General features: G+C 62.3%; 18 protein-coding genes. 10 read left to right on the top strand and 8 right to left on the bottom strand.

The window, feature by feature from the left end:
- The first annotated feature begins 3 nt into the window (after positions 1-3).
- From EPK99_RS13785 to EPK99_RS13760, 6 genes are all read left to right on the top strand, one after another.
- Positions 4-1,098: an ABC transporter ATP-binding protein gene (locus EPK99_RS13785; RefSeq protein WP_128443660.1), complete on the top strand. Its 1,095-nt coding sequence runs from the start codon at positions 4-6 to the stop codon at positions 1,096-1,098.
- On the top strand, positions 1,095-1,964 hold the full coding sequence (locus EPK99_RS13780; RefSeq protein WP_128443659.1) for an ABC transporter permease: 870 nt from the start codon (positions 1,095-1,097) through the stop codon (positions 1,962-1,964). Before EPK99_RS13785 ends, EPK99_RS13780 begins: the two co-directional genes overlap by 4 nt.
- 3 nt (positions 1,965-1,967) lie before the next feature.
- Positions 1,968-2,759, top strand: coding sequence for an ABC transporter permease (locus tag EPK99_RS13775; RefSeq protein WP_128443658.1), 792 nt, complete (start codon positions 1,968-1,970; stop codon positions 2,757-2,759).
- A gap of 27 nt (positions 2,760-2,786) precedes the next feature.
- Entirely contained in the window at positions 2,787-3,455 is a 669-nt protein-coding gene (locus EPK99_RS13770; RefSeq protein WP_128443657.1) for an RraA family protein, read from the top strand.
- A 75-nt stretch (positions 3,456-3,530) separates the two neighbouring features.
- Positions 3,531-5,219 (top strand): gamma-glutamyltransferase, encoded by a 1,689-nt coding sequence (gene ggt / locus EPK99_RS13765; protein ID WP_128443656.1) that lies wholly within the window; start codon positions 3,531-3,533, stop codon positions 5,217-5,219.
- Between the two features lie 143 nt (positions 5,220-5,362).
- Positions 5,363-6,097 (top strand): SDR family NAD(P)-dependent oxidoreductase, encoded by a 735-nt coding sequence (locus EPK99_RS13760; RefSeq protein ID WP_128443655.1) that lies wholly within the window; start codon positions 5,363-5,365, stop codon positions 6,095-6,097.
- Positions 6,098-6,193: 96 nt separating this feature from the next.
- Here the strand turns inward: EPK99_RS13760 and EPK99_RS13755 are convergent, their stop codons facing one another.
- Genes EPK99_RS13755 through EPK99_RS13745 form a run of 3 tightly spaced genes read right to left on the bottom strand, consistent with a single transcriptional unit; the run spans position 6,194 to position 10,274 of the window.
- Positions 6,194-7,609 carry an FGGY family carbohydrate kinase gene (locus EPK99_RS13755; RefSeq protein WP_128443654.1) on the bottom strand — a complete coding sequence of 472 codons (1,416 nt, stop codon included), beginning with the start codon at positions 7,607-7,609 and terminating at the stop codon, positions 6,194-6,196.
- On the bottom strand, positions 7,606-8,850 hold the full coding sequence (locus EPK99_RS13750; protein ID WP_205909098.1) for an NAD(P)/FAD-dependent oxidoreductase: 1,245 nt from the start codon (positions 8,848-8,850) through the stop codon (positions 7,606-7,608). The genes EPK99_RS13755 and EPK99_RS13750 overlap by 4 nt, the downstream gene beginning before the upstream one ends.
- Positions 8,847-10,274 carry an NAD(P)/FAD-dependent oxidoreductase gene (locus tag EPK99_RS13745; protein WP_128443653.1) on the bottom strand — a complete coding sequence of 476 codons (1,428 nt, stop codon included), beginning with the start codon at positions 10,272-10,274 and terminating at the stop codon, positions 8,847-8,849. Before EPK99_RS13745 ends, EPK99_RS13750 begins: the two co-directional genes overlap by 4 nt.
- 248 nt (positions 10,275-10,522) lie before the next feature.
- Here EPK99_RS13745 and EPK99_RS13740 point away from each other — a divergent pair, with 248 nt between their 5' ends.
- Together EPK99_RS13740 and EPK99_RS13735 are read left to right on the top strand one after the other, a co-directional pair.
- Positions 10,523-13,384, top strand: a complete 2,862-nt coding sequence (locus tag EPK99_RS13740; RefSeq protein ID WP_245582423.1) for an FAD-binding and (Fe-S)-binding domain-containing protein — start codon at positions 10,523-10,525, stop codon at positions 13,382-13,384.
- Between the two features lie 2 nt (positions 13,385-13,386).
- A complete protein-coding gene (locus tag EPK99_RS13735; protein WP_128443651.1) occupies positions 13,387-14,172 on the top strand; it encodes a DeoR/GlpR family DNA-binding transcription regulator in 786 nt (261 codons plus the stop codon).
- 52 nt (positions 14,173-14,224) lie between these two features.
- Here the strand turns inward: EPK99_RS13735 and EPK99_RS13730 are convergent, their stop codons facing one another.
- From EPK99_RS13730 to EPK99_RS13710, 5 genes are read right to left on the bottom strand one after another with little or no spacing between them, the layout of a single operon-like run.
- Positions 14,225-15,739, bottom strand: a complete 1,515-nt coding sequence (locus EPK99_RS13730) for an ABC transporter substrate-binding protein (protein ID WP_128443650.1) — start codon at positions 15,737-15,739, stop codon at positions 14,225-14,227.
- A gap of 19 nt (positions 15,740-15,758) precedes the next feature.
- On the bottom strand, positions 15,759-17,453 hold the full coding sequence (locus EPK99_RS13725; RefSeq protein ID WP_128443649.1) for a dipeptide ABC transporter ATP-binding protein: 1,695 nt from the start codon (positions 17,451-17,453) through the stop codon (positions 15,759-15,761).
- Positions 17,450-18,301, bottom strand: a complete 852-nt coding sequence (locus tag EPK99_RS13720) for an ABC transporter permease (protein WP_128443648.1) — start codon at positions 18,299-18,301, stop codon at positions 17,450-17,452. The genes EPK99_RS13725 and EPK99_RS13720 overlap by 4 nt, the downstream gene beginning before the upstream one ends.
- Positions 18,298-19,236 carry an ABC transporter permease gene (locus EPK99_RS13715; RefSeq protein ID WP_128443647.1) on the bottom strand — a complete coding sequence of 313 codons (939 nt, stop codon included), beginning with the start codon at positions 19,234-19,236 and terminating at the stop codon, positions 18,298-18,300. Before EPK99_RS13715 ends, EPK99_RS13720 begins: the two co-directional genes overlap by 4 nt.
- Before the next feature lie 42 nt (positions 19,237-19,278).
- A complete protein-coding gene (locus EPK99_RS13710) occupies positions 19,279-20,169 on the bottom strand; it encodes a proline iminopeptidase-family hydrolase (RefSeq protein ID WP_128443646.1) in 891 nt (296 codons plus the stop codon).
- A 125-nt stretch (positions 20,170-20,294) separates the two neighbouring features.
- Here EPK99_RS13710 and EPK99_RS13705 point away from each other — a divergent pair, with 125 nt between their 5' ends.
- Entirely contained in the window at positions 20,295-21,077 is a 783-nt protein-coding gene (locus EPK99_RS13705) for a LuxR family transcriptional regulator (protein ID WP_128443645.1), read from the top strand.
- Between the two features lie 53 nt (positions 21,078-21,130).
- Positions 21,131-22,045 (top strand): proline iminopeptidase-family hydrolase, encoded by a 915-nt coding sequence (locus EPK99_RS13700; RefSeq protein ID WP_164901797.1) that lies wholly within the window; start codon positions 21,131-21,133, stop codon positions 22,043-22,045.
- Positions 22,046-22,265: the final 220 nt, after the last annotated feature.

Genomic DNA, 22,265 nt, shown 5'->3' with positions numbered 1-22,265 from the left:
TCCATGACTCTCGCCTCATCGCCCGCCCATATCACGATCGACAAGCTGACCTTCGACTACGGCGGTGAACGCCCGGCCGTCGACTCCTTGTCCTTCGATATCGCCGAGGGCGAATTCATCGGGCTGCTGGGTCCGTCCGGCTGCGGAAAATCCACTACGCTGCGGATGTTTGCGGGGCTTCTCGCCCCGACATCCGGGCAGATCATCATCGGCGGCGAGAACATCGTCTCGCGTCCGCCGTGGGAACGCAATCTAGGCCTGGTGTTCCAGTCCTATGCACTGTTCCCACATATGACGGTGGCCCAGAACGTCGCCTTCGGCTTGCGGCTGCGCAAGGTCGGCAAGGACGAAAGCGCCGCACGGGTGGCCGAAGCCCTGCGTGCCGTGCGGCTTGAAGGTTTCGGCAACCGTCGTCCCGCCGAGCTATCGGGCGGACAGCAGCAACGTGTTGCCATTGCACGCGCCATCGTCATCGAGCCGGAAATCCTTTTGCTCGACGAACCCCTCTCGAACCTAGATGCGCGCCTGCGCGATGAGATGCGTTTCGAGATTCGCGACATCCAGTCCCGCACCGGCATCACGACTTTGTTCGTGACGCATGACCAGCAGGAAGCGTTGACCATGTGCGACCGGATCGCGGTGATGAACGGCGGCCGGCTCGAGCAGATCGGAACGCCGGTCGAGGTTTACGACAAGGCGGCAACGCCCTTCGTGGCCGGTTTCATCGGTCGCGCCAACAGCGTTTCGGCGACGCTCAGTCTTGGCGCGGGTGCACCGCGGCTTGAGCATGAAGGTCAGGCACTCCCTGCACCAAGCGCCGGGGAACTGCCAATGGGTGCCGCCGAGGGTGCAAAAATGTCCGCAATGGTTCGGCCACACGCCATCCAGCTTTCCAGGCCGGATGCCAGTGGATTGACGGCACGCGTCATCCGCAGCGTCTTCGTCGGGAGCGTGATCGAGGTCGAACTGGAACTGGCCGGCGGCCAGAAGCTGGTGGCCGAACTCCGGCCTGGCAGCGACGAAGCACAACTGGCACAACCGGGCGCCGAGGTAGCACTCAGCTGGCGTTCCACCGATATGCGGATCTTTGCGGCATGAACCGCTTCACGGTTCCCGGCACCAGCACGAGAATGACACCCTGGCTGCTTCTTGCTCCGGTACTGATCGTGCTGACGATCTCTTTCATCGGCCCGATCCTGTGGCTGTTCCGCATGTCGCTGAACATTTCGGACTACGGCGCCATCACCAAGGCGATCAGTCTGAAGACCTATCTCGGCATCCTTCAGGACAGCTATTACCTGGACCTGCTGCGCCGAACCCTGCAGCTGTCGATCACCTGTTCCGTCGTGGCACTGCTGCTCGCCTATCCGATGGCGCTGGCACTGTCGCGGATGACGTCGCGGTGGCGCACGCCACTGACCGTTCTCGCCGCATCGCCGCTGCTGATCTCGGCCGTGGTGCGATCTTTCGGCTGGCTCGTCACTCTCGGAGACGCCGGCCCGGTTAACCACCTTCTGCGGGTCATCGGGCTGATCAGCGAACCGCTGCGCATGGTCAACAACTATTCGGGGGTGATCATCGGTCTGTCGGAAAGCATAATGCCCTACATGTTCCTCACCATCGCGGCCGGGCTCGGCAAGCTCGACAGGCGGCTCGACGATGCGGCCATGTCGCTCGGAGCACCGCCGCAGAAGGTGTTCTGGCACGTCACCCTGCCACTCAGCCTGCCGGCGATCCTTGCGGGGCTGACGATCGGCTTCGTGCTGTGCGTCTCCTCCTTCATCACGCCATCCCTGCTGGGCGGAGGCCGGGTATTCCTGCTGGCGACCGAAGTCTACGACCTTGCGCTGGTCTCGCTCGACTGGCCGACGGCGGCCGCACTGTCCTTTCTCATGCTGGCGTTTTTTGTCCTCGCCATGGGGCTGACCGGCCTAGCGCTTCGACTGCTGACCCGGAGGGCATAAGGCATGACAAAGTTCCTTTCCTTCATCTCGCGCGCCTATGTCACGCTGGTCTTCTGCATCGTGTTCATGCCGATGGCGATCATCCTGGTGATCTCCTTCAGCGCTGACAGCTACCTGTCCTTTCCACCCTCGGGCTGGAGCCTGAAATGGTACGGAACGGTGCTTGGCAATACCAGCTTCATGCAGGGTTTCCGCAACAGCGCCATTATCGCGGTGATCGTCGCGGCGCTCAGCCTCGCCCTCGGCCTGCCGGCCGCCTATGCGCTGGTGCGGCTGGATTTTCCGGGCCGCGCGCTGATCCGCAGCCTGGTCATCGCGCCGCTGGTCCTGCCCGCCATGATGCTCGGTCTGGGCATCCTGATGGTGTTCACGCCGGCCGGCCTGGTTGCCACCTATCCCGGCCTGGTGCTGGCGCATCTGGTGATGACGCTGCCCTTCAGCATCCGCATCCTTCAGACCACGCTCAGCAATCTCGGCACGGATGTCGACGAGGCGGCCATGACGCTCGGTGCGAGGCCATTGCAGGTGTTCATGCAGATCACCCTGCCGCGGCTGACACCCGGGGTGATCGCCTCCAGCGCCATCGCGCTCATCCTGTCGTTCGACGAGATCGTGCTGTCGCTGTTCATTGTCGGACCGCGGCTGCAGACTTTGCCGGTCGCCCTCTACCGCTATGTCGACGAGCGCACCGATCCGATGGTGGCCGTGCTCGCCGTTCTGATGATCGCGCTTTCGCTTGCAATCGTCCTCGTCGTCGAGCGCAGCGTCGGTTTCGCCAAGGCCTTTGACCGCTAACTTTCACTTCACAGATTGGATCCGAACATGGCTTACAAAATCAATCCGATGCCGGCACAGATCGCCAAGCAGGATCTCGACCTTCTGGCGCAGGTCGAAACCGCCACGCTCGGTCACTGGCGGCATTTCGGTTTCCTGCACAGGCAGATCCAGCCGCTGATCCCGGGCCGCCGCGTCGTCGGCACTGCCGTCACCATCGCCATTCCCGGCCCGGATTCCACCCTGCTGCACCATCTCCTCAGCCTCATCCGACCGGGCGACTTCGTCATCGTCGACCGACTGCATGACGACCGTTATGCCTGCTGGGGCGGCGGCGTGACGGTCGGTGCCAAGGCAGCCGGTGCCGTCGGCGCCGTAGTCGACGGCCCCTGCACTGACCTTGAGGAAATCGTCCAGTCGGATTTCCCGATGTGGTGCCGCGGCATCTCGCCGATCACCACCCGCATCTACGATCTCGGCGGTGCGATCAACGTGCCGGTCTCGGTCGGCAATACCGTGGTTATGCCGGGCGATGCCGTGCTGGCCGATGAAAGCGGTGTCGTCGTTCTGCCGCCGGAAGAGGTGGCATCCGAGGCACAGAAGGCTATCGACATCCAGCTCCGCGGCAAGGCGCGCGAGGCAAGCGTTCGCGAAACCGGCATCAAGCTCGGCGATCTGTCGGGTGCGACGGCCAAAGTTCTGGCAAATCTCGTCTGATCCATGCTTTCTAGCCGGAGTATATGCTCCGGCTAGTCTTTAGCGACTGCCATACCTATCGAATTGAGAACCGACATGACCGCTTCCCGCCTGCCCTTCATCTGCGAAAAGTCCCCGGCCCGCGGTGGTGGCGGCATGGTGGTCACCAATCATCCGCTGGGCTCGGCAGCGGGTTTCGAGATACTGGCGGCAGGCGGCAATGCGGTGGATGCCGCGGTCGCATCGCTTCTGGCGCTGACAGTGGTCGAACCGATGATGGTCGGCATTGCCGGCGGCGGCCTGTCGCATATCCGAATGGCCGATGGAGCGCATGTGGTGATCGACGCGTTGTCTTTGGCGGCAGCCACCATGCACCCGGAAATCTACGAGCCGGTTTCGGACGAGCCGGCGCGCTACATGGACGCCAAGGGGCGGCGCAACATCATCGGCGCGTCCTCTGTCGCGGTTCCCGGCAACCTCGCCGGCTGGTGCGACATGCAGGCGCGTTACGGCAAGCTGCCCTTCGCCGATGTCGTCGAACCGGCGATCCGCCTGGCTACGCGCGGTTTCGCAGTCACCCATTACCTTTCCGGCGCGATTGGCGAGGCGGCCGGCGAACTGTCGCAGGATGCGGAAATCGCCAAAATTCTCATGCCGGGCGGGGCGGCGCCGGCACCCGGCGAGCGCCTTGTCATGGGCGACTATGCCGAGAGCCTGCGGCTGATCCAGCGCGAAGGCGCCTCGGCCCTGCATGGCGGTGCCCTCGGTGCGGCGCTGGCGGCGCGAATGTCGACAGGCGACGATAATGCCGGCTGGGTTACCGAGGACGACCTGCGCGCCTATCGCCCGATCGAGCGCAAGCCGATCATCGGCAGCTATCGCGGCTTCGACATTGCCGGACCGCCGCCACCAGCCTCTTCCGGCGTGCATATCACCCAGATGCTGAACATGCTGGAAGCCTATGACGTGGCCGGCATGGGTTTCGGCAGCCCTCAATCCCTGCATCTTCTCGTCGAAGTGATCCGCATCGCCTTTGCCGACCGGCGCGCTCATTCAGGTGATCCGGCTTTTGTCGACGTGCCGGTCGAGCGGCTCACCTCGAAGGCCTATGCCGCAGAATGCCGCGCCCAGATCCGTCAGGCGGCGAAACTGCCGGCACCCCATGCGCCGGGTTATGAAAGCCACGACACCACCCATATCACCGTCGCCGACCGCGACGGCAACATCGTCAGCGCCACGCATACGATCAACGGGCTGTTTGGGGCGCGGTTGGCGGTGCCGGGCACCGGCATCATTCCCAACAACTACATGAGCAATTTCGATCCGCATCCCGGCAACGCGTTGTCGGTGGTTCCGGGCAAGCGCGTGCCGACTTCGATGGCGCCGATGATCCTCATGAAGGACGGCGCGCTGGTGTTTGCGCTCGGCCTTCCGGGCGGCCTCAGGATCTTCCCCTCGGCCATGCAGGCGATCGTCAACTTGATTGACCACAAGATGAGCCTGCAGGAGGCGGTGGAAGCACCACGGATCTGGACGCAGGGCCAGGAGGTGGAAATCGAGCAGGCCTATGCGCCACAACAGGGAAAACTCGAGGAACTCGGGTACGAGGTGCGGGTTATGCCGCATATCGGCGGGGGTATGAACGCCATCGCCTTCGGCGACACAATGACGGGCGCTGCCTGCTGGCGCGCCGACGGCACCGTGGCTGCATTCGGCGGCGGCTTGGCGCGCCCCGGCGTACGATTCTGGCCGGACAAGGCGCCGGCCCAGCCGGCCCGGAGCTGATGGCGCTGGCGCACTCAGTGGCCAAGCCGGTGTCCTGGGGGATGGAAGCCCGGGCGCCGACACAAATGCAACCATATCCATCGATATCGACCGACACGCCTTCGAGACATTTTTCTGCGCGTGACATCCGGAAGAGGTGACCCATGACACAACGCTACATGCTGCTCACAGGTGCGAGCCGCGGCATTGGACATGCAACGGTAAAACTGTTTCTGGAGCGGGGCTGGCGGGTCCTGACCGTCTCGCGGCAGCCTTTTTCGGAAGAGTGCCGTTGGCCTTCGGCGCGTGAAAGTCATATCCAGGCGGATCTCGCCGACCTGACGCAAATCGACAAGCTGGTGGCAGACGTTCGCGAGCGCCTTGACGGCGCCGCGCTGCATGCGCTGGTCAACAATGCCGGCATTTCGCCGAAAGGTCCAGGTGGCGCCCGCCTCGGTGTCATCGGCTCCGATGCGCTGATATGGACGACCGTGCTCAACGTCAATCTCGTCTCGATCGCCCTGCTCGCGCGCGCCTTGCTGCCTGAACTGGAAGCCGCCAAGGGGTCGATTGTCAACGTCACGTCAATTGCCGGATCGAGGGTGCATCCGTTCGCCGGCGTTGCCTATGCCGCCTCCAAGGCAGGCCTCGCAGCCCTGACGCGCGAAATTGCCCATGAATTCGGCTCGCACGGCGTTCGTGCCAATGCCATCGCCCCGGGCGAAATCGCCACCTCGATCCTGTCTCCGGGCACCGACCTTCTGGTGGAGGCAACCGTGCCGATGAAGAGACTTGGCACGCCGCGGGAAGTCGCCGAAACCGTCCACTTCCTGTGCAGCGAGACATCCGCCTACATCAACGGCGCCGAAATACACATCAATGGTGGCCAACACGTCTGACCGCGTCCACAGATTTCCTGCAGGACCCCACTGCGGCGCGATGCGCATCGGGCCGATACGGTCCCGGTTACGCAAACGGGTCGCGATCCCCAAAAGCTAGCCAGCATCGGCTGCATGCCAACCTCTGGCCCTGTCTACCGCCCTGGAAAACCGCGTCAGCCGCGATCGCCGATCACACGGGGCAGGCGTGATGGTTTCCGAAGGCTGCGGCGTACGCAATGTTTCGCCCAGCGCAAAGGCCGCCAGTTGCGCCGTACCATAGGCTGTCAGTTCATCGATACCCGGAATGACAACCGTGCAACCCGTCGTGTCGGCGAGGAACTGGCACAGATAACGTGAGCGGCTGACGCCGCCATCCACCGAGATCCGTGTGACCGGCGCATCAGACGCCATGGCCGCCACGATTTCGCTAGCACGCAAGGCAATACCTTCGATCAGCGCCTGCTGCATGTCCTGGCGCGTTGTTGCCCCTGTCATGCCGATGAAAAGCCCGGCGGCGCTGTCATCCCAATGCGGGCTGCCGAGCCCAGCCAGCGCCGGCACGAAAGTCAAGCCGCGGTCGATAGCCGGTCCAGCCTCGAATGTGTTGAGTTCGGCCGGGTCATTTAGCAACCCGATCCGCTGCGCCCAGTCGACGGCCGCGCCGGCTGCGTGGACACCGCCGTCGGTAGCATAACTCGTCTCGCCGCCAATCGACCAGGCGACGGTAGGCAACAGGCCGTTTTGACCCCCCAGTCGAGGGTACGAGCCGGTGAGCGACAGCGCAAAGGCACCGGTGCCGAAGGTAATCTTGGTATCGCCGGCTACGCGGCAGCCATGGCCGTAAAGGGCAGCCTGTTGGTCCACCACCGACGCCGTCAGCGGCGTGCCTTTGATGGCACCGAAATCGCCGACGGTCGGCAGAATCGGCGGCAGGCACTCGATCGGAACGCCAAAAATTTGGCAGAGCCTGCTGTCCCACTGGCCGGTTGCGATATTCATCAGGGCCGTGCGCGAGGCGGTGGTGATGTCGGTTGCCGCGCGTCCGGTAAGCCGCTGCAGGAAAAACGCATCCGTGGTGCCGAGCATCAGTCTGCCGGCACGCCGCGCATCCTTGACGTCGTCATTGTTCTCCAAGAGCCAGGCCAGTTTTGCGGCGGAAAAATAGGGGCTGAGCGGAAGGCCGGACAGCGCCATGATCTCGGCTTGCACAGGGGAAAGAGCGGCGACCTGCGCCGCCGTCCGGCGGTCCTGCCAGACGATGACGGGCGAGAGCGGTCTTCCATCGATCGCATCCCAGGCAAGGCAGCTTTCACCCTGATTGGACAGACCGATCGCCGTGACTTCGCCAGCCGCAGAAAGCGCTGCACGAAGATTGGCGAGCAGTTCCTCGGGATCATGTTCGACCCGGTCCGTGCCGAAAAAATGCTGCTTATGCGTGGCGGAAAAAACGATGCTGGCCGTACCGTCTGCTGCGACCTTGAGGGCGCGCGTTGATGTGGTACCCTGATCGAGGGCGAGATAAATGCTCATGGTCGCGGCTCCAGTCGCAGTTGAAGATCGCTGCTATCGACGGCAAGGTCCAGCCCCGCAAGGGGAAAGCGGATCGGCTTCTTTGGCGCGCTATTGATGTTTTGGGTGCGCAGGACCGTGCCGCTGCCGTCCGAGAGGATCAATCGGCCGCGCGCGGCCCCGAGGGCACGTAGGTTCAGAGTCGGCGCAGTGCCCTTACCTTCTGGCGTCAGGCGCTGCGGAACCACATATTTCAGTCCTGCGCCGGCGATGATGCGACGGCCGGGAGTCTTATCGGGTTCGGCATCTTTCGCGTTCGCAAGTCCGGCGGCAATCACGCGGGCCACCCGACGCCCCTCGTCCCAGCAATGGCCGGCCGTCTCGATCGGGTGAACCATGTTGCCGGCGGCAAAAATGTTGGGGTCGGAGCTGCGGCCATGCTGGTCGATCACCGGGCCTCCGGTTCCAAGGTCGAGCGCAAGGGCGCTCGCCTCCACTAGCGCCGCCTCCGGGATGAAGCGGCCGGAAAAGATCACCCCATCACAAGCCAGCGCCGTTTCCGTGCCGCCAGCCAGGCGCAAACGCACGGATGTCACCCGCGGGCTGCCTTCGATGGCGAGCACCTGCGCATCGGTCATGACGGGCACGCCGAGCATTCGCGGCAGCGCGAAAAACGCCGGGCGGGCCTGTACCTCCTGCTCCGTCTCCACCATCGCGACGGGCCGAATGCCATGGCTGCGGCAGGTGAGGATCGCTGACAACGACACCAGTTCGCTGCCCACGATGACCGGGTGGCGAAACGGAACACGCCCCTCCTGGTAGACGAAAGCCTGCAGCGCCGCGGTATTCATCACGCCAAGCGGACGTACGCCCGGCACCAGCAACTGCGCGCGGGTCGTCTCGCGGGCGCCCGTGGCGATCAGGATGCGGGCTGCCCGGATGGTCTGGATGCCGGCGGGGGTGGCGACCGTCAGCAGGCCGTCAGGGCCTGCATGCACGACCGCATGTTTCGTCAAGATTGTCACGCCGGTCGCCGCGGCCGCAGCTACCAGGCGACGGGCATAGGTCGGTCCGGTCAAGATGCGGCCGAACTCGCGCATGCCGAAAGGAGGATGGCCGCAATGGCGGGGAATGCCACCGGCCTCCGCACCACGCTCGCAGAGTGCGACTTTTTCCACGCCACGACGTTTCAGTTCGATGGCGGCAGAGAGCCCGGCAGGGCCGCCGCCCACGATGGCGACGTCATAGGTTTCCGCGATCATCTATCGACCTCCGGTGCGATCGGTACGGACAGCCGTCCCTCCGTCAGGCTCGCAAGACGGGCCAGACAGTTGAATCCCTGACACCGCCCCATGGCGCAGCGCGTGCGCCGACGCAGCCCGCCAAAATCTCCGGGCGGCAAGGGGCTGCCAAGCGCCGCCTCTATCTCCCGGCCGGTCACCATTTCGCAATGACAGACGATGCCGTCATGCCCGGGCGTCTGCCAGTCACGCGGCAGGTGCTCGGCCAGATTGGGGAGCGTAAAGGTTTGCGGCGCTACGGTCGGTTTGCCGCTGGCAGCCTGGCTTTGTGCCCACAGCCCATGAACATGACGCGCAATACCTAACGCGGCAGTCAGGCCGGTGGAGCGTATGCCGCCGGCGCAGAAATAGCCTTTTTCCGGAAGGCTGTGGACGCGATAGTGTTTTTCCTCGGAGGCTGGTCGCAGGCCCGCATAGACGGCAGTCACCTGGGCTTGCGCCAGTGCCGGCACAAGCTCCACGGCCTTGGCGAACAGCATGTCGAGTTCCGGCCGGGTGACGTCCGGGCGCTCGCGCTCTTCCTGTTCCTCCGCCGTCGGTCCGACCAGCAGGTTGCCGAAGATCGTTCGAGTCAGCACCACACCCTTGGTGCGGGCCGTCGGCACCGGCAGCAGTATCGTTCGTAGATGCTTGGCGGCGGCCTTGTCGAACACGATGAACTGCCCCTTTCGCGGACGAATCTCGAACTGCGCCTCGCCGAGCAAGATCCGTTCGACGGTGTCGCCGTGAATACCGGAGCAGTTGACGACGCTGCGGGCGGTCACCGTGCCGGCGGGCAGCTCCAGGTGCCACAGGCGGCCATCGAGACGGGCCGACAGCAGCCCGGCATTGAACCGGAACTGGGCGCCTAATGCCTTGGCCTGCGTCGCATAGGCGAGTGGGGCCGACCAGGGATCGATGATGACCTCCCGCGGCACCAGCAACGCGGCCCGCACATGTGCCCCCAATGCCGGCTCGCGGGCCAGCACTTCGGCGCGGCTGAGAAGCCGGGCATCGGCAACGCCGTTCAAGAGCGCCTGGTCCAGCAGTTCGGGAAGCCGGCCCTCCTCGCTGTCGTCCCATGCGGCAACCATCGCACCGGTGTCGAGGATCGGCAGGTTGAAATCCTTGCGGATCTGCATGTACTCGTCGTAACCCGCTTGCACGCATTGCAGCTCGACGCTGCCGGGCGGCGCATCGAAACCGGTATGCAGGATGGCGCTGTTGGCTTTCGAAGCGCCGGACAGGATGTCGGGTGCCCGCTCGATAACGACGACGCTTGCCCCTTCCAGCGAAAAGCGGCGCGCCATAGCGCAGCCGACGATGCCTGCACCGATAATGACTGCATCCACAGGATCGCCGAAAGCCGTCAAAAGCGTACTCCGTTGCTGGCGAGCAACCGCCATATCCGACGGCGAAATGAACAGGTCTCCCTACGCTTACCGTTCCAGAGATCTTTTGACGAGCCGAAATTGTACGTTCAGGCATTTTAATGACTGAATGCGTCGTTTTACAGCCTGAACAATCATGCTAATGAAGAGCGATGCGGCTCGATTTCGAGGCCGGTGCGGCAGGCGCTGCATCGTGACGGTCAACCGCACGACGAATGGCATGCGGTCCATGGCCGCCAATTTTCTGCGCTGAGGTAACGAACGTGACGTCTCCAGCCCCCCTGCGATTGGCGGACTACAGCGCATTTGTGAAAACCCTGAAATCGAAGGGTTTCCGTGGCGAGACGACTATCGCCGCATCGGACCGCGTCGTGCTGGCAACCGACAACTCCATCTACCAGCTTCTGCCGGATGCCGTGGCCTGGCCGATGGACGAGGACGATCTCGTGCTGATCGCACGGCTGCTCGACGAGCCGCGTTTCCACGGCATTGTCCTGCGCCCACGCGGCGGCGGCACGGGCACCAACGGCCAGTCGCTCGGCAACGGCCTGGTGGTCGATTGCTCGCGCCACATGACCGGGATCATCGAGATCAACGCTGAACAAGGCTGGGTGCGGGTCCAGACCGGTGTGATCAAGGATCAGCTGAACGCGGCGCTGAAGCCGCTCGGCCTGTTCTTTGCCCCGGAACTATCGACGTCGTCACGCGCGACACTCGGCGGCATGATCTCCACCGATGCCTGCGGACAGGGTTCCTGCGTCTATGGCAAGACCTCCAACCACGTCCTCAACCTGCGTGTGGTGCTGGTCGGCGGCGAGATCCTCGAAACCCGCCGAGCGCCGCTCGACCGGACGATCAAGGGCCGTGCCGGCGAGGTTCTCGCCTGTCTCGACGACATCTCGGCCAGCCAGGCGGATTTGATCGCGGCGCGTTTTCCAAAGCTCAACCGATCGCTGACAGGGTACGACCTCGCCCATATCCGTGACGGCGACACAATCGATCCGGCGGCCGTGCTGTGCGGTTCGGAAGGCACGCTCGGGCTGATTGCCGAGGCGAGATTAAATGTCCTGCAAATCCCCAAGGCTGCGGCACTGATCCTGATCTTCTACCCCGATTTCCAGTCGGCGCTGCGGGATGCGCGCGAAGTAGCCGTACTCGGCGCCACGTCGGTCGAAACCATCGATAGCCGCGTGCTCGGCCTGGCACGCGAGGAGCCAACCTTTTCCGCTGTCGCACATCTCTTCCCGCAGGCCGGTGCACAAGGCGTCAACATCGTCGAATTTACCGACAACGATCCGGCGACGCTCGCGGCACGGGTCACGACGCTGGTGGCACAGCTCGCAAGCCTGCCCGCGCGGTTGGCGATGACGGTTGCCGATGGTCACGAGGTCGAACTGGTCTGGGGGCTGCGCAAGACGGCCGTCGGGCTGCTCGGACGCGCCATCGGCGACAAACGGCCGATCCCGTTTGTCGAGGACTGCGCCGTTCCGCCCGAAAACCTCGAGCCGTTCATTGCCGGTTTTCGGGCAATCCTCGATCGCGAGGGACTGGCTTACGGCATGTTCGGTCATGTCGATGCCGGCGTCCTGCATGTGCGGCCGGCCATCGACCTTACCGATCCCGCCCAAGAACCACTCATCCGCCGCATTACCGAAGCGGTAGAAGCACTGGCACGCAGCCATGACGGCCTTCTCTGGGGCGAGCATGGCAAGGGCGTCCGCTCGGAATTCGTGCCAGAGGTTTTTGGGCCGCTCTACCCGTCGCTGCAGCGGATCAAGGCCACCTTCGATCCGCGTAACCAGATGAACCCCGGCAAGATCGCCACGCCCGACAACGGCCCGCTGTGGAAGATCGACGAGGTGCCCCTCCGCGGCCAGAGCGACCGCACCGTCCTCACCGCCCTGCGCACTGAATACGCCTCCGCATTCGGCTGCAACGGCAATGGCGCCTGCTTCAACCGTACGCTCGACGACGTCATGTGTCCTTCCTACAAGGTCACCGGCGATCGGCGCCACTCGCCGAAAGGGCGCGTCGGGCTAGTGCGCGAATGGCTGCGGCAGGGAGGGCCGGACGGTCGCGCCGATCCGCAGTTCGAGATCGAAGTCAAGCAGGCGATCGACGGCTGTCTCAGTTGCGGCGCCTGCACCAGCCAATGTCCGGTGCGTGTCGATGTGCCCTCGATCCGGTCGCTGTTTCTCGACAGCTTTTATCGCCGCCATCGCCGGCCCCTGCGTGACGCCGCACTCACCCACATGGAAGGCTTGCTGCCGCTTGCCGCAAAATTCCGATGGGGTTTCAACCTGATGACCAACGGCCCCGGCGCCGCCTTGATGGCCGCCATCGGCCTGACGGCGCTGCCGAGCATGCCGAAACAGTCCCGCGGCCTTCGATGGCTGAGACAAGCCGATATCGCCCGGCTCGACCCGAAGGTCGATGTAGTTTTGGTGCCCGACGCGTTTACCCAGTTTTTCGAGCCGCAGGTCGTCGCGGATCTCGACGTCGTACTGGCCCGGCTGCAGAAAAAACTCTGGCTGGCACCCTACAGGCCGTCCGGCAAAGCCCGCAAGGTTCTCGGGCGACTGGCGGGATTTTCGCGCCAGGCGGAAATACAGAAAGACAGCCTCAAGGCGATAGCCGCGACCGGCGTGCCGTTGATGGGGCTCGAACCGCCGGTGACGCTCTCCTATCGCACCGACTATCCGGACGACATGCCGGCAGTGGCGCTGCCGCAGCAGATGCTCGCGCCCCTGATTGCCGCACTGCCGGCCCGGACGTCGGAGATGGCAGTGCGGCTTTTGCCTCATTGCAGCGAACGGGTTCTGGGTGCCGGGGCGACTGTCGAGTGGCGCACGATTTTCGATCGGCTCGGCATCAGGCTTGACATACCGGCCACTGGCTGCTGCGGCATGGCGGGGATGTGGGGACATGAGTCCACCAATCGCGCCAAGTCCGACGAAATCTTCGGACACAGCTGGAAGGCTGCGACGGCCCCCGGTGCCGACGCCATTCTCGCCACGGGTTTTTCCTGTCGATGTCAGACCAAACATATGACCGGCACCGAGTTGCAGCACCCGGTCTCGCTGCTGCGGCAGTTGCTGGAAGCACCTGTGGCGATGAAGGGATAAGGATGAAACCGGCAGCTAGGCGCAACGAGATTCTCCGGCTTCTCGAAGAGACCGGCGAGGTGATGGTCGAGGACCTGGCCAAGCGTTTTGGTGCGTCGCGCGAGACAGTCAGGCGTGATCTCTCGGATCTGGATGCCGGCGGCCGCATTCGCAAGTTCCACGGCGGCGCGCGAGCCATGAAGCTCAACGATACATCGCTTTACGAAAACGAATTCGACACCCGCATGAAAGAGCGAAGGGCGGAGAAGACCGCCATCGCGCGCGCAGCCGCGACCCTGTTTCCCGAGGGCTCGGTGCTGTTCATCGACACCGGCTCGACGACGATCGCCTTTGCACACGCACTCGCCAAGAAGCGCAACATGACCGTGATCACCAACTCTCCTCAGATCGCCCATATCCTGGCGCAGGCGGAGATGCGCCATCATGTCTATCTGGTCGGCGGCGAAGTTGCGGCCGAGGGACGCGAAACGCTGGGCGCGATGGCCACCGCCCAGATCGCGCAATTCAAGGCCGAGCATGTAGTCCTGACAGTCGGCACGATCACTGCGACCGCGATCATGGACTATGATCTGCGAGAAACAGAGATGGCCCGCGCGATGATTGCCCAGGCCCGGAGCATCACGGTGCTGGCGGACCACACCAAGCTGGGTCGTCCGGCCGTTTTTCAGGTGGCGGAGCTGAGCAAGGTCACACGCTTGGTCGTTGATCGCCTGCCGGACCCGGAGATGGCAGCGGCCCTTGACGCAGCCGGTGTCCATATCGTCGTGGCAGATCCCGATCCTTTGTAAAGGGTGCATCAGCCCGATCGGCCAGGCGCCGAAGCGCCCGGCCGACACGTCATCAGTTCTTCACGGTATCTTCGAGGAAGAAACGACCAAGCGGGTTTTGGTAGAAATTCTCGACGTTCTTGCGGGCGACGTTGATATACGGGCTGTAATAAAGATCGATCCAGTGGACATCGTCCTTGGCCAGTTTCTGGATCTCGACATACAGCGCTTCACGCTTCTTCGGATCGAGTTCCAGGCGGGCGGCAGCCACCAGGTCCTTCACCTTGTCGTTCTTGTAGCGGGTCATGTAGTTCATGTTGGTGTCGTGGCCGAGCACGAAGGTCGTTTTCTGGTCGGGGTCGAGGATGTCATTCGTCCAGTACATGACCGAAATGTCATAGCTGCCATCGATCAACATGTTCCAGCTCTGGCTCGGATCGACCTTCTGCAGATTGACGATGACGCCTGCCTTGGCAAGCTGCTGCTGCAACAGGACGGCGATCTGCTCATCCACTTCGTTGCCGGCATTGACCACGTAATTCAGCGACAGGTTCGATGCACCAGCATCCGCCAGCATAGCTTTCGCCTTTGCCGGATCGTAAGGGTACTGATAGTTGGCGTCATAATGATAGAGCGAGCCCTTCGGAATGTAGGAATTCGCCACCGTGCCGATACCGAAGGTCACGGTATCGACGATCGCCTTCTTGTCGAGCGCCATGTCGAGCGCCTGGCGGACTTCCTTCTTGGCAAGTGCGCCGTGCTCGTGGTTGATCAGCAGATGGTCTTCGCGGGTCGAGGTATCTGTCAGGACCGTGAGATTGGCATCCTTCTTCAATTCCTCGACGCGGGAGAAAGGCACGAAGATGGCGGTATCCAACTGTCCTGCCTGCACATTCAGCATGCGGGTATTGTCGTCAGGCACCGAGATCCACTCGACGCCATCGAGCTTCACCCGGTCCGCCTGCCAGAAATTGGGGTTCTTTTCCAGAATGACGCGATCGCCGCGGCGCCATTCCTTAACGATGAAGGCGCCCGACGATGCCGTCGGCAGTTCGGCGAAAGCATCTTCGCCGGCTTCGACTGCCTTTTTCGACAAGACCGAGACGTTCGGCAGCGCCAGCGTCGACAGGAACGGTGCCGACGGCGTCTTCAGCTTGACGGTGAGCGTCTTCGGATCGGTCGCCTCGGCAGTCTCGACGATCTTGTAGCTGTCGCTCCACAGCGAACCTTTGTTATCGCGGATGCGCAAAAGGCTGAAGGCAGCGTCTTCGGCGGTGATCGGCGAGCCATCCGAAAATTTGGCGTCGCGGATCTTGAACGTATAGGTCAGCCCGTCGCCCGAGATTGTCCAGCTTTCGGCAAGGCCCGGCTCCAGCTTGGTGCCGGTCTTGTCGACGCGGATGAGGACGTCGAAGACATTCGAGAATACCCAGTTGTCGACATTCTGTGCCGACTTGATCGGGTCGAACGTGGTTGAATCCTCGCGACGGCCGATGGTCAGAACACCGGCGGCTTCGGCGAAGCTGGCACTGAGGCTGAGGGCTGCGGCAAACGCCGCAAACCCGATCGATTTCCACTTCCTGTTCATGATGTCGTTCCCTTCTTTGTTATGGCATGCTCTTGATGGATGGAATGCTCTGAGGCACGCGCCGGGCATCGCTGAACAGCGACTTGTCCGGATTGATATCCGGGATCGCCGCGACAAGTGACGCCGTATAAGAATGGCTGGGCCGCGAAAAAACCTGTTCGGACGGCCCGTCCTCAACCACCTCGCCGCGATACATGACGATGGTGCGGGCACAGAGATTGCGGACGATCGCCAGATCATGGGCGATGAATAGCAGCGTCAGGTTCATGCGCGCCGCCAGCTCGCGGAAAAGATCGATGATCTGCGCCTGAATGGTGACGTCGAGTGCGGCGACACATTCGTCGGCGATAATCAGCTTCGGATCAACGGCAAGCGCCCGGGCAATGCCGGCTCGCTGGCACTGACCGCCGCTCATCGAGCGCGGCTTGCGGCTCGCAAATTCACGATCCAGCCCGACGAGATCGAGCAGTTCATCAATCCGCTGCGGAATATCCGCCTTGGCGATCTTCCCCTGCACCAGCAAAACCTCGCCAATCGTCTGCCCGATGGTCATTCGCGGGTTCAGCGCATTGAACGGATCCTGAAAAACCATTGCCGCCTCGCGCCTGAGCTTCTTAAGGCTCGCCTGTCTCTGCAAAGCAAGGTCGGCACCTTCAAAGCTGATATGGCCGGACGTTAGCGGCGTGAGGCCAAGCACGGCGCGGGCAAGCGTGCTCTTTCCACTGCCGGATTCCCCGACAATCCCGACCGTCTCGCCCGGCATGATCTGCAGGCTGATGCCGGATACGGCAGAGACTGTCTTGACCGCACTCCCTCTGAACAGACTTCCGCCGACCCGGAAGCGCACATGCAGGTCGTCGATCTCCAGGATCGGCTTTACCGGCGCAGCGGCGACGGCAACCTCCGCCACGGGTTCAGCGTCCGGCATCGATGGATGGCTGTGAATGAGCTTGATCGTGTAGGGGTCGCGCGGGCGGGACAGGATCTGCCGCTTCGGCCCCTCTTCCAGCAGCTTGCCGCCGCGCATGATCGCGATGCGGTCGCAGGTCTGCGCCACGATGCCGAGATCGTGGGTGATCAGGATGATCGACAGGCCACGCCTGTCGCGAAGCTCCATCAGCAATTGCAGGATCTGCGCCTGGATCGTGACGTCGAGCGCAGTCGTCGGCTCATCGGCAATCAGGATCTTCGGATTGCAGGAAAGTGCCACGGCAATCATCGCACGTTGGCGCATACCGCCGGAAAATTCGTGCGGATAGCTTTGATACTGGCAGATCGGATCGGGAAAGCCGACCTGCGACAGGATCTCGGTTGCAGCCCGACGCGCCGACTTGCCATCGAGACCCTGATGATAGCGGATGCCCTCGGCAATCTGGTCACCGATCCGCATGACAGGATCGAGATGGCTCGACGGGTTCTGGAAGATCATGCCGATCTCGCCGCCGCGAATGTTGAGCATTTCGGCATCGCTGATAGCAGTCAGGTCTTGCCCTTCGAGAAGCACAGAGCCGGCCTCGATCTTCAGCCGCGAAGACGGCAGCAGCCGCACGAGCGATCGGCAGAACAGGCTCTTGCCGGAACCGCTTTCGCCGACCAGGCCGAGGATTTCACCCTTGGCGAGATCCAGCGAGACGGCATCGAGCAGGATGCGCGTTTCATCGTCGAGATGAGCTTTGACCGTCAGGTCGCGGACAGAAAGAATGGCAGCGCTCATTCATGCACTCCCAGCAGTTCGCCGAGCGCATCGCCCAGGATGCTGAAGCCGAAGGCGAGGCAGACGATGGAGAGGCCGGGAAACAAGGTGATCCACCAGGCTGTGGTGATGAAGCTCTGGCCTTCCGCGACCATCACGCCCCATTCGGCGACAGGCGGCTGGACGCCGAGACCGAGATAACTCACAGCCGCGCCGGAAAGCAGGACCAGAACCGCATCCGACATCGAAAAGACGATCGAGCCGGCAATGGCATTGGGAAGTAGATGGCGGAACATGATCCGCATCCGGCCAAAGCCAAGGCTGACGGCGGCAACCGCATAGTCGTTGTTCTTCAACACCAGGATCTGCGCCCGGATCAACCGCGCATAGGAGACCCAGCCGACCAGCGCCATGGCGATGTAGAAGCTGGAAAGTCCCGGCCCAAGAATGGTGATGATCGACAGCATCAGCACCAGGAAGGGAAAGGCGAGGATGATGTCGACGATCCGCATGAACACCGCATCGACGATGCCGCCGAAAAAGCCCGCAACGGTGCCGACGATCGTGCCGATGACGAATGGAAAAACGACGCCGATGAATGCGATTTGGAGGTCGATGCGTGCGCCCCAGATGATGCGGGAGAGAATATCGCGACCGAAATTATCGGTGCCGAAAGGATGCGGGAGAGACGGCGCCTGCAGCCGCGCGCTGCCATCCTGCAGGATCGGATCGTAGGGTGCAATCAATGGCGCGAAGACCGCCATCAGAATGAAGAACAGCAAGATCGACGCGCCCGCGACGAGCATCGTCCGCTTGCCGAGAAATGTCCTCCAGCCGGCATGGGAAAGCGAAACGGCACGGGCGCTCACAGCTTCACCCTAGGATCGGCTGCAACGGTGGCGATATCGGCAAGGAAGTTGACCAGCACCGTTGCGCAGGCAAACACCATGGCAACGCCCTGCACCACCATGTAATCTCGCGAAAATATCGCCCGCACCAGCAATTGCCCCATGCCGGGCAGTGCAAACACGCTTTCGACGACCACCGTGCCGCCGATAAGCCAGCCGGTATTGACGGCCAGAAGATTGATCGTCGGAACCAGGGAATTGGGCAGAACATGACGCCAGAAGACGATCCGTTCCGGCATGCCGCGGGCGCGTGCCGCCGTTGCCACATCCGATTTCAGGCCCTCGATCATCGCCGCACGCAGGCTGCGCGTCAGCACCGTCGACAATGACAATGCGATGGTGAGGCTCGGCAGGATCAGATGGGAGAGCTTGTCGCCGAACGTGGCGCCATAACCGGAAACCGGCAGGAGATCGAGTTTGACGCTGAAAAGGATGATCAGCATCAGGCCGAGCCAGAAAGGCGGAAAACCGATGCCGAAGGTGGAGATGATTCGGACCGCGTGATCCGGCCCCCTGCCCGCATTGCGCGCAGCAATCGACGCCATCGGCACCGCGATTGCGATCGACAGCAGGACGCTGCAGACAACAAGCGCGAGCGTCGGCTCGATACGCGTTGCGATCAGCTTCAGCACGTCGATCTTGTAGAGGATCGATTTGCCCATCTCGCCATTGGCGAGGTTCCGGAGGAAATAGAGATATTGCAGCCAGATCGGTTCATCGAGACCGAATTGCGCACGGATATTGGCGATCGCCGTCGGCGTGGCGCGCGTGCCGAGCAGGACGCGCGCTGGGTCACCGGGGATCAGCCGTACCAGAATGAAAGTGATGATGCTGATCCCGAAAATGACCGGCAAGAACTGCAGCGGCCTCAAGAAAACGAACCTATAGCGATGCATGGCACCTCCGTCGTCTGATGCAATCGTTCATCGGTCTATGCATCAGTTCGACCCGTTGCGTGCCAGGAAATCGACAAGTGCCGGATAATAGTCCGCCGGGTTTTCGTAGAAGGGCATATGGCTCGCATTGGCGAACACCTTGATCTCGGCATTCGGGATGGCGAGCTTCATTTTCAGCGCGCAGGCCGGAGTCAGCTCATCATATTCGCCGCAGGTGATCAGCGTCGGCACCGTCATGCGCGGCAGATCCGCGATCCGGTTCCAGTCCTTTAGGTTGCCGATATAAAGGAATTCGTTCGGGCCCTGCATCGTGCCGTAGGGTCCCATATTCCAGTCGCCGAGAGACCGGTTGATCGGGGCCGGCCATTCCTGCAGGCGGCAGACATGGCGATAGTTGAGGATGGTGACGGCGGCGAGATATTCCGGATGGTCGTAAGTGCCCTGCGCCTCATGTTTCTGCATCATCGCAACCGTTTCCGGCCCGAGCGCCGCACGCAGCCGTTCCAGCTCCAAAATCAGATGCGGCATGTCGGCGACGGTATCCTCGAGGATCAGCGTCTGCAGATTTTCCGGATAGGTTAGCGCGTAGTCGATCGCCAGCCAGCCGCCCCATGAATGGCCGAGCATATGCACCTTCCCGAGCCCGAGAGCCTTGCGCACCGTTTCGGTTTCCTCGACATAGCGGCCGATCGTCCAGAGCGACGGATCGGTTGGGCGATCCGAAGCGCCGGTGCCGAGTTGATCAAAGGCGACGACTCGGTAACCCTTGTCGATCAGGCAGGAATGGGCTTCGCGCAGATAGTCACATGGCAGGCCCGGCCCGCCATTGAGGCAGAACACGGTCTCGGTGCCGGTGCCAAAGCTGTAGGCCACCACCTTATGGCCATCGACTTCAATCTCATGCCGAGCATCTGGCTTGATTTCACGCCACATTTGGCCATCCCGAGGAAATATCACTTGCTCAATATTTGAGCACAGCCGATTTTTACCGCAAACGCTATTGGGCGCCAGCTATAAGAAGTGATAGGATCGGCGCTTGTCCGGCACCGGAGCCAGCGATGATTGACGAAATCGGCACGATCAGAAGCCAGTTTACAGCGCATCAAACGCTGGACGGCCGTATCGACCAGATCTTCGAGGCGATGAAGGCGATCGGCTTCGAAGCACTGATCTACGACTACACGCCGGTGCCCTACGATCTCGACGGCGCGATCATGATCCCGTCGCTGCTGAAACTGCGCAACATATCCGACGACATGCACGATTACTGGTTCGATCGCGGTTATTTCCGCATCGACCCCGTGCAGCAGGTTGCCTTGCGCACCTCGGCGCCGTTCTTCTGGAATTACGATGCGGATGCCGACACGCTGATCCGCCGCTTCATGACCGAGGACACGGCACCCGTCGCCCGATATCTCAGCGAAAGAGACATGTCGACCGGCGTCACGGTTCCGGTCCATATGCCCCGCGGCGACTATGCAACCGTGACCGGCGTGCGCTTCGGCGGCAATCGCGAGTTCGAGCGCCATGCCCTGCGCTACATCGCCGATTTCAACCTTTTGGCCCACGTCTTCCACGAGGCGGCCTATTCACTGTTCGACGACCAGATGTTTCGCTCCGGAACGACTCGACTGACGGAGCGCGAGCGCGAATGTCTGCGTTATTCCGCAGAAGGCCTGTCCGCCAAGGAAATCTCCCGCATCATCAATCGGTCCGTGCCGACGGTGGTCATGCATCTCAATGCGGCGGCGAAGAAGCTCGGCGCCAAAAACCGCACCCAGGCCGTTGTCCGCGCCGCCCACTACCGCCTGCTCGAAGACTGGCCATCCTATAACTTGTGATAGCTGCCACGCTGCTTTCGGCCACGTTATGCTTTTCCATCGACCGCCACGAGATGGAGACGCATGTGCCTGCAATCGCTGTGAAAGAAGCTTTCATGCCCTTTCGCGAATACCGGACCTGGTATCGCGTTACAGGCTCACTCGACAGCGGCAAGCTGCCGCTGATCGTGGCGCATGGCGGCCCCGGTTGTACTCATGACTACGTCGATAGCTTCAAGGGCATCACAGAAATCGACGGCCGCCCGGTCATTCACTATGACCAGCTCGGCAACGGCAATTCGACCCGGCTGCCGGAAAAGGGCCCCGATTTCTGGACCCCTGCCCTGTTTCTCGAGGAACTCGATGCGTTGCTGAACCATCTCGGAATTCAGGATCATTACGCGTTTCTGGGACAATCCTGGGGCGGCATGCTGGGAGCCGAGCATGCGGTGCTACAACCGAGAGGACTGAAGGCGCTTGTTATCGCCAACTCGCCGGCCAACATGCATACCTGGGTTTCCGAAGCCAATCGACTTCGCCAGGAACTGCCGCAGGAAGTGCAGGACACGCTCCTGAAACACGAACAGGCCGGCACGATCACCGATCCCGAATACATCACCGCCTCGCGCGTGTTTTATGATCGCCATGTCTGCCGCGTCACGCCCTGGCCGTCGGAAGTCGCCCGTACCTTTGCCATCATGGACGAGGACAACACCGTTTACCGTAACATGAACGGCCCGACCGAATTCCATGTTATCGGCACGATGAAGGGCTGGACGATCGAGGATCGACTGCATCTCATCGACGCGCCAACCTTGCTGATTTCCGGAAGATACGACGAGGCGACACCGCTTGTGGTCAAGCCCTATGTCGACAGGGTTAAGCGCTGCGAATGGGTGTTGTTCGAGAACTCGAGCCACATGCCGCATGTCGAGGAGAAGGCTCTTTGCCTTGGAAAGGTGTCCGAGTTCCTGTCGCGACATGCTTGACATGCGAAAGCGCGGATCAAAATGCCAAGGTCAAAGGTTCCTATTTCCATCTCGATCGCTATGCCGACGATTTCGCTGAACAGCGCTTCACGCGGTGCCAGAAGGTCGTCGAGTCCAACCGACTGCCGCGTCATGCCGACGAAGCCGCGCTTAAGCTCACCCTCGATGTCTTTGCGGTAAGCCGCGACGCCTTCGGCCTTCGAATATTGGGTCGCGCGCT

The organism is Neorhizobium lilium (genome assembly GCF_004053875.1).
In the GTDB taxonomy this organism is placed as follows: Bacteria; Pseudomonadota; Alphaproteobacteria; order Rhizobiales; family Rhizobiaceae; genus Neorhizobium; species Neorhizobium lilii.
This window is presented reverse-complemented; position numbering and strand designations above follow the sequence as displayed.

Bases quoted from the DNA above. Each gene is read 5' to 3' on its own strand.
- EPK99_RS13725 (WP_128443649.1), bottom strand. From the start codon at position 17,453: ATGAGCGCTGCCATTCTTTCTGTCCGCGACCTGACGGTCAAAGCTCAT.
- EPK99_RS13700 (WP_164901797.1), top strand. From the start codon at position 21,131: ATGGAGACGCATGTGCCTGCAATCGCTGTGAAAGAAGCTTTCATGCCC.
- EPK99_RS13760 (WP_128443655.1), top strand. From the start codon at position 5,363: ATGACACAACGCTACATGCTGCTCACAGGTGCGAGCCGCGGCATTGGA.
- EPK99_RS13730 (WP_128443650.1), bottom strand. From the start codon at position 15,739: ATGAACAGGAAGTGGAAATCGATCGGGTTTGCGGCGTTTGCCGCAGCC.
- EPK99_RS13735 (WP_128443651.1), top strand. From the start codon at position 13,387: ATGAAACCGGCAGCTAGGCGCAACGAGATTCTCCGGCTTCTCGAAGAG.
- ggt (WP_128443656.1), top strand. From the start codon at position 3,531: ATGACCGCTTCCCGCCTGCCCTTCATCTGCGAAAAGTCCCCGGCCCGC.
- EPK99_RS13745 (WP_128443653.1), bottom strand. From the start codon at position 10,274: ATGGCGGTTGCTCGCCAGCAACGGAGTACGCTTTTGACGGCTTTCGGC.
- EPK99_RS13780 (WP_128443659.1), top strand. From the start codon at position 1,095: ATGAACCGCTTCACGGTTCCCGGCACCAGCACGAGAATGACACCCTGG.
- EPK99_RS13755 (WP_128443654.1), bottom strand. From the start codon at position 7,609: ATGAGCATTTATCTCGCCCTCGATCAGGGTACCACATCAACGCGCGCC.
- EPK99_RS13750 (WP_205909098.1), bottom strand. From the start codon at position 8,850: ATGATCGCGGAAACCTATGACGTCGCCATCGTGGGCGGCGGCCCTGCC.
- EPK99_RS13715 (WP_128443647.1), bottom strand. From the start codon at position 19,236: ATGCATCGCTATAGGTTCGTTTTCTTGAGGCCGCTGCAGTTCTTGCCG.
- EPK99_RS13775 (WP_128443658.1), top strand. From the start codon at position 1,968: ATGACAAAGTTCCTTTCCTTCATCTCGCGCGCCTATGTCACGCTGGTC.
- EPK99_RS13705 (WP_128443645.1), top strand. From the start codon at position 20,295: ATGATTGACGAAATCGGCACGATCAGAAGCCAGTTTACAGCGCATCAA.
- EPK99_RS13770 (WP_128443657.1), top strand. From the start codon at position 2,787: ATGGCTTACAAAATCAATCCGATGCCGGCACAGATCGCCAAGCAGGAT.
- EPK99_RS13785 (WP_128443660.1), top strand. From the start codon at position 4: ATGACTCTCGCCTCATCGCCCGCCCATATCACGATCGACAAGCTGACC.
- EPK99_RS13710 (WP_128443646.1), bottom strand. From the start codon at position 20,169: ATGTGGCGTGAAATCAAGCCAGATGCTCGGCATGAGATTGAAGTCGAT.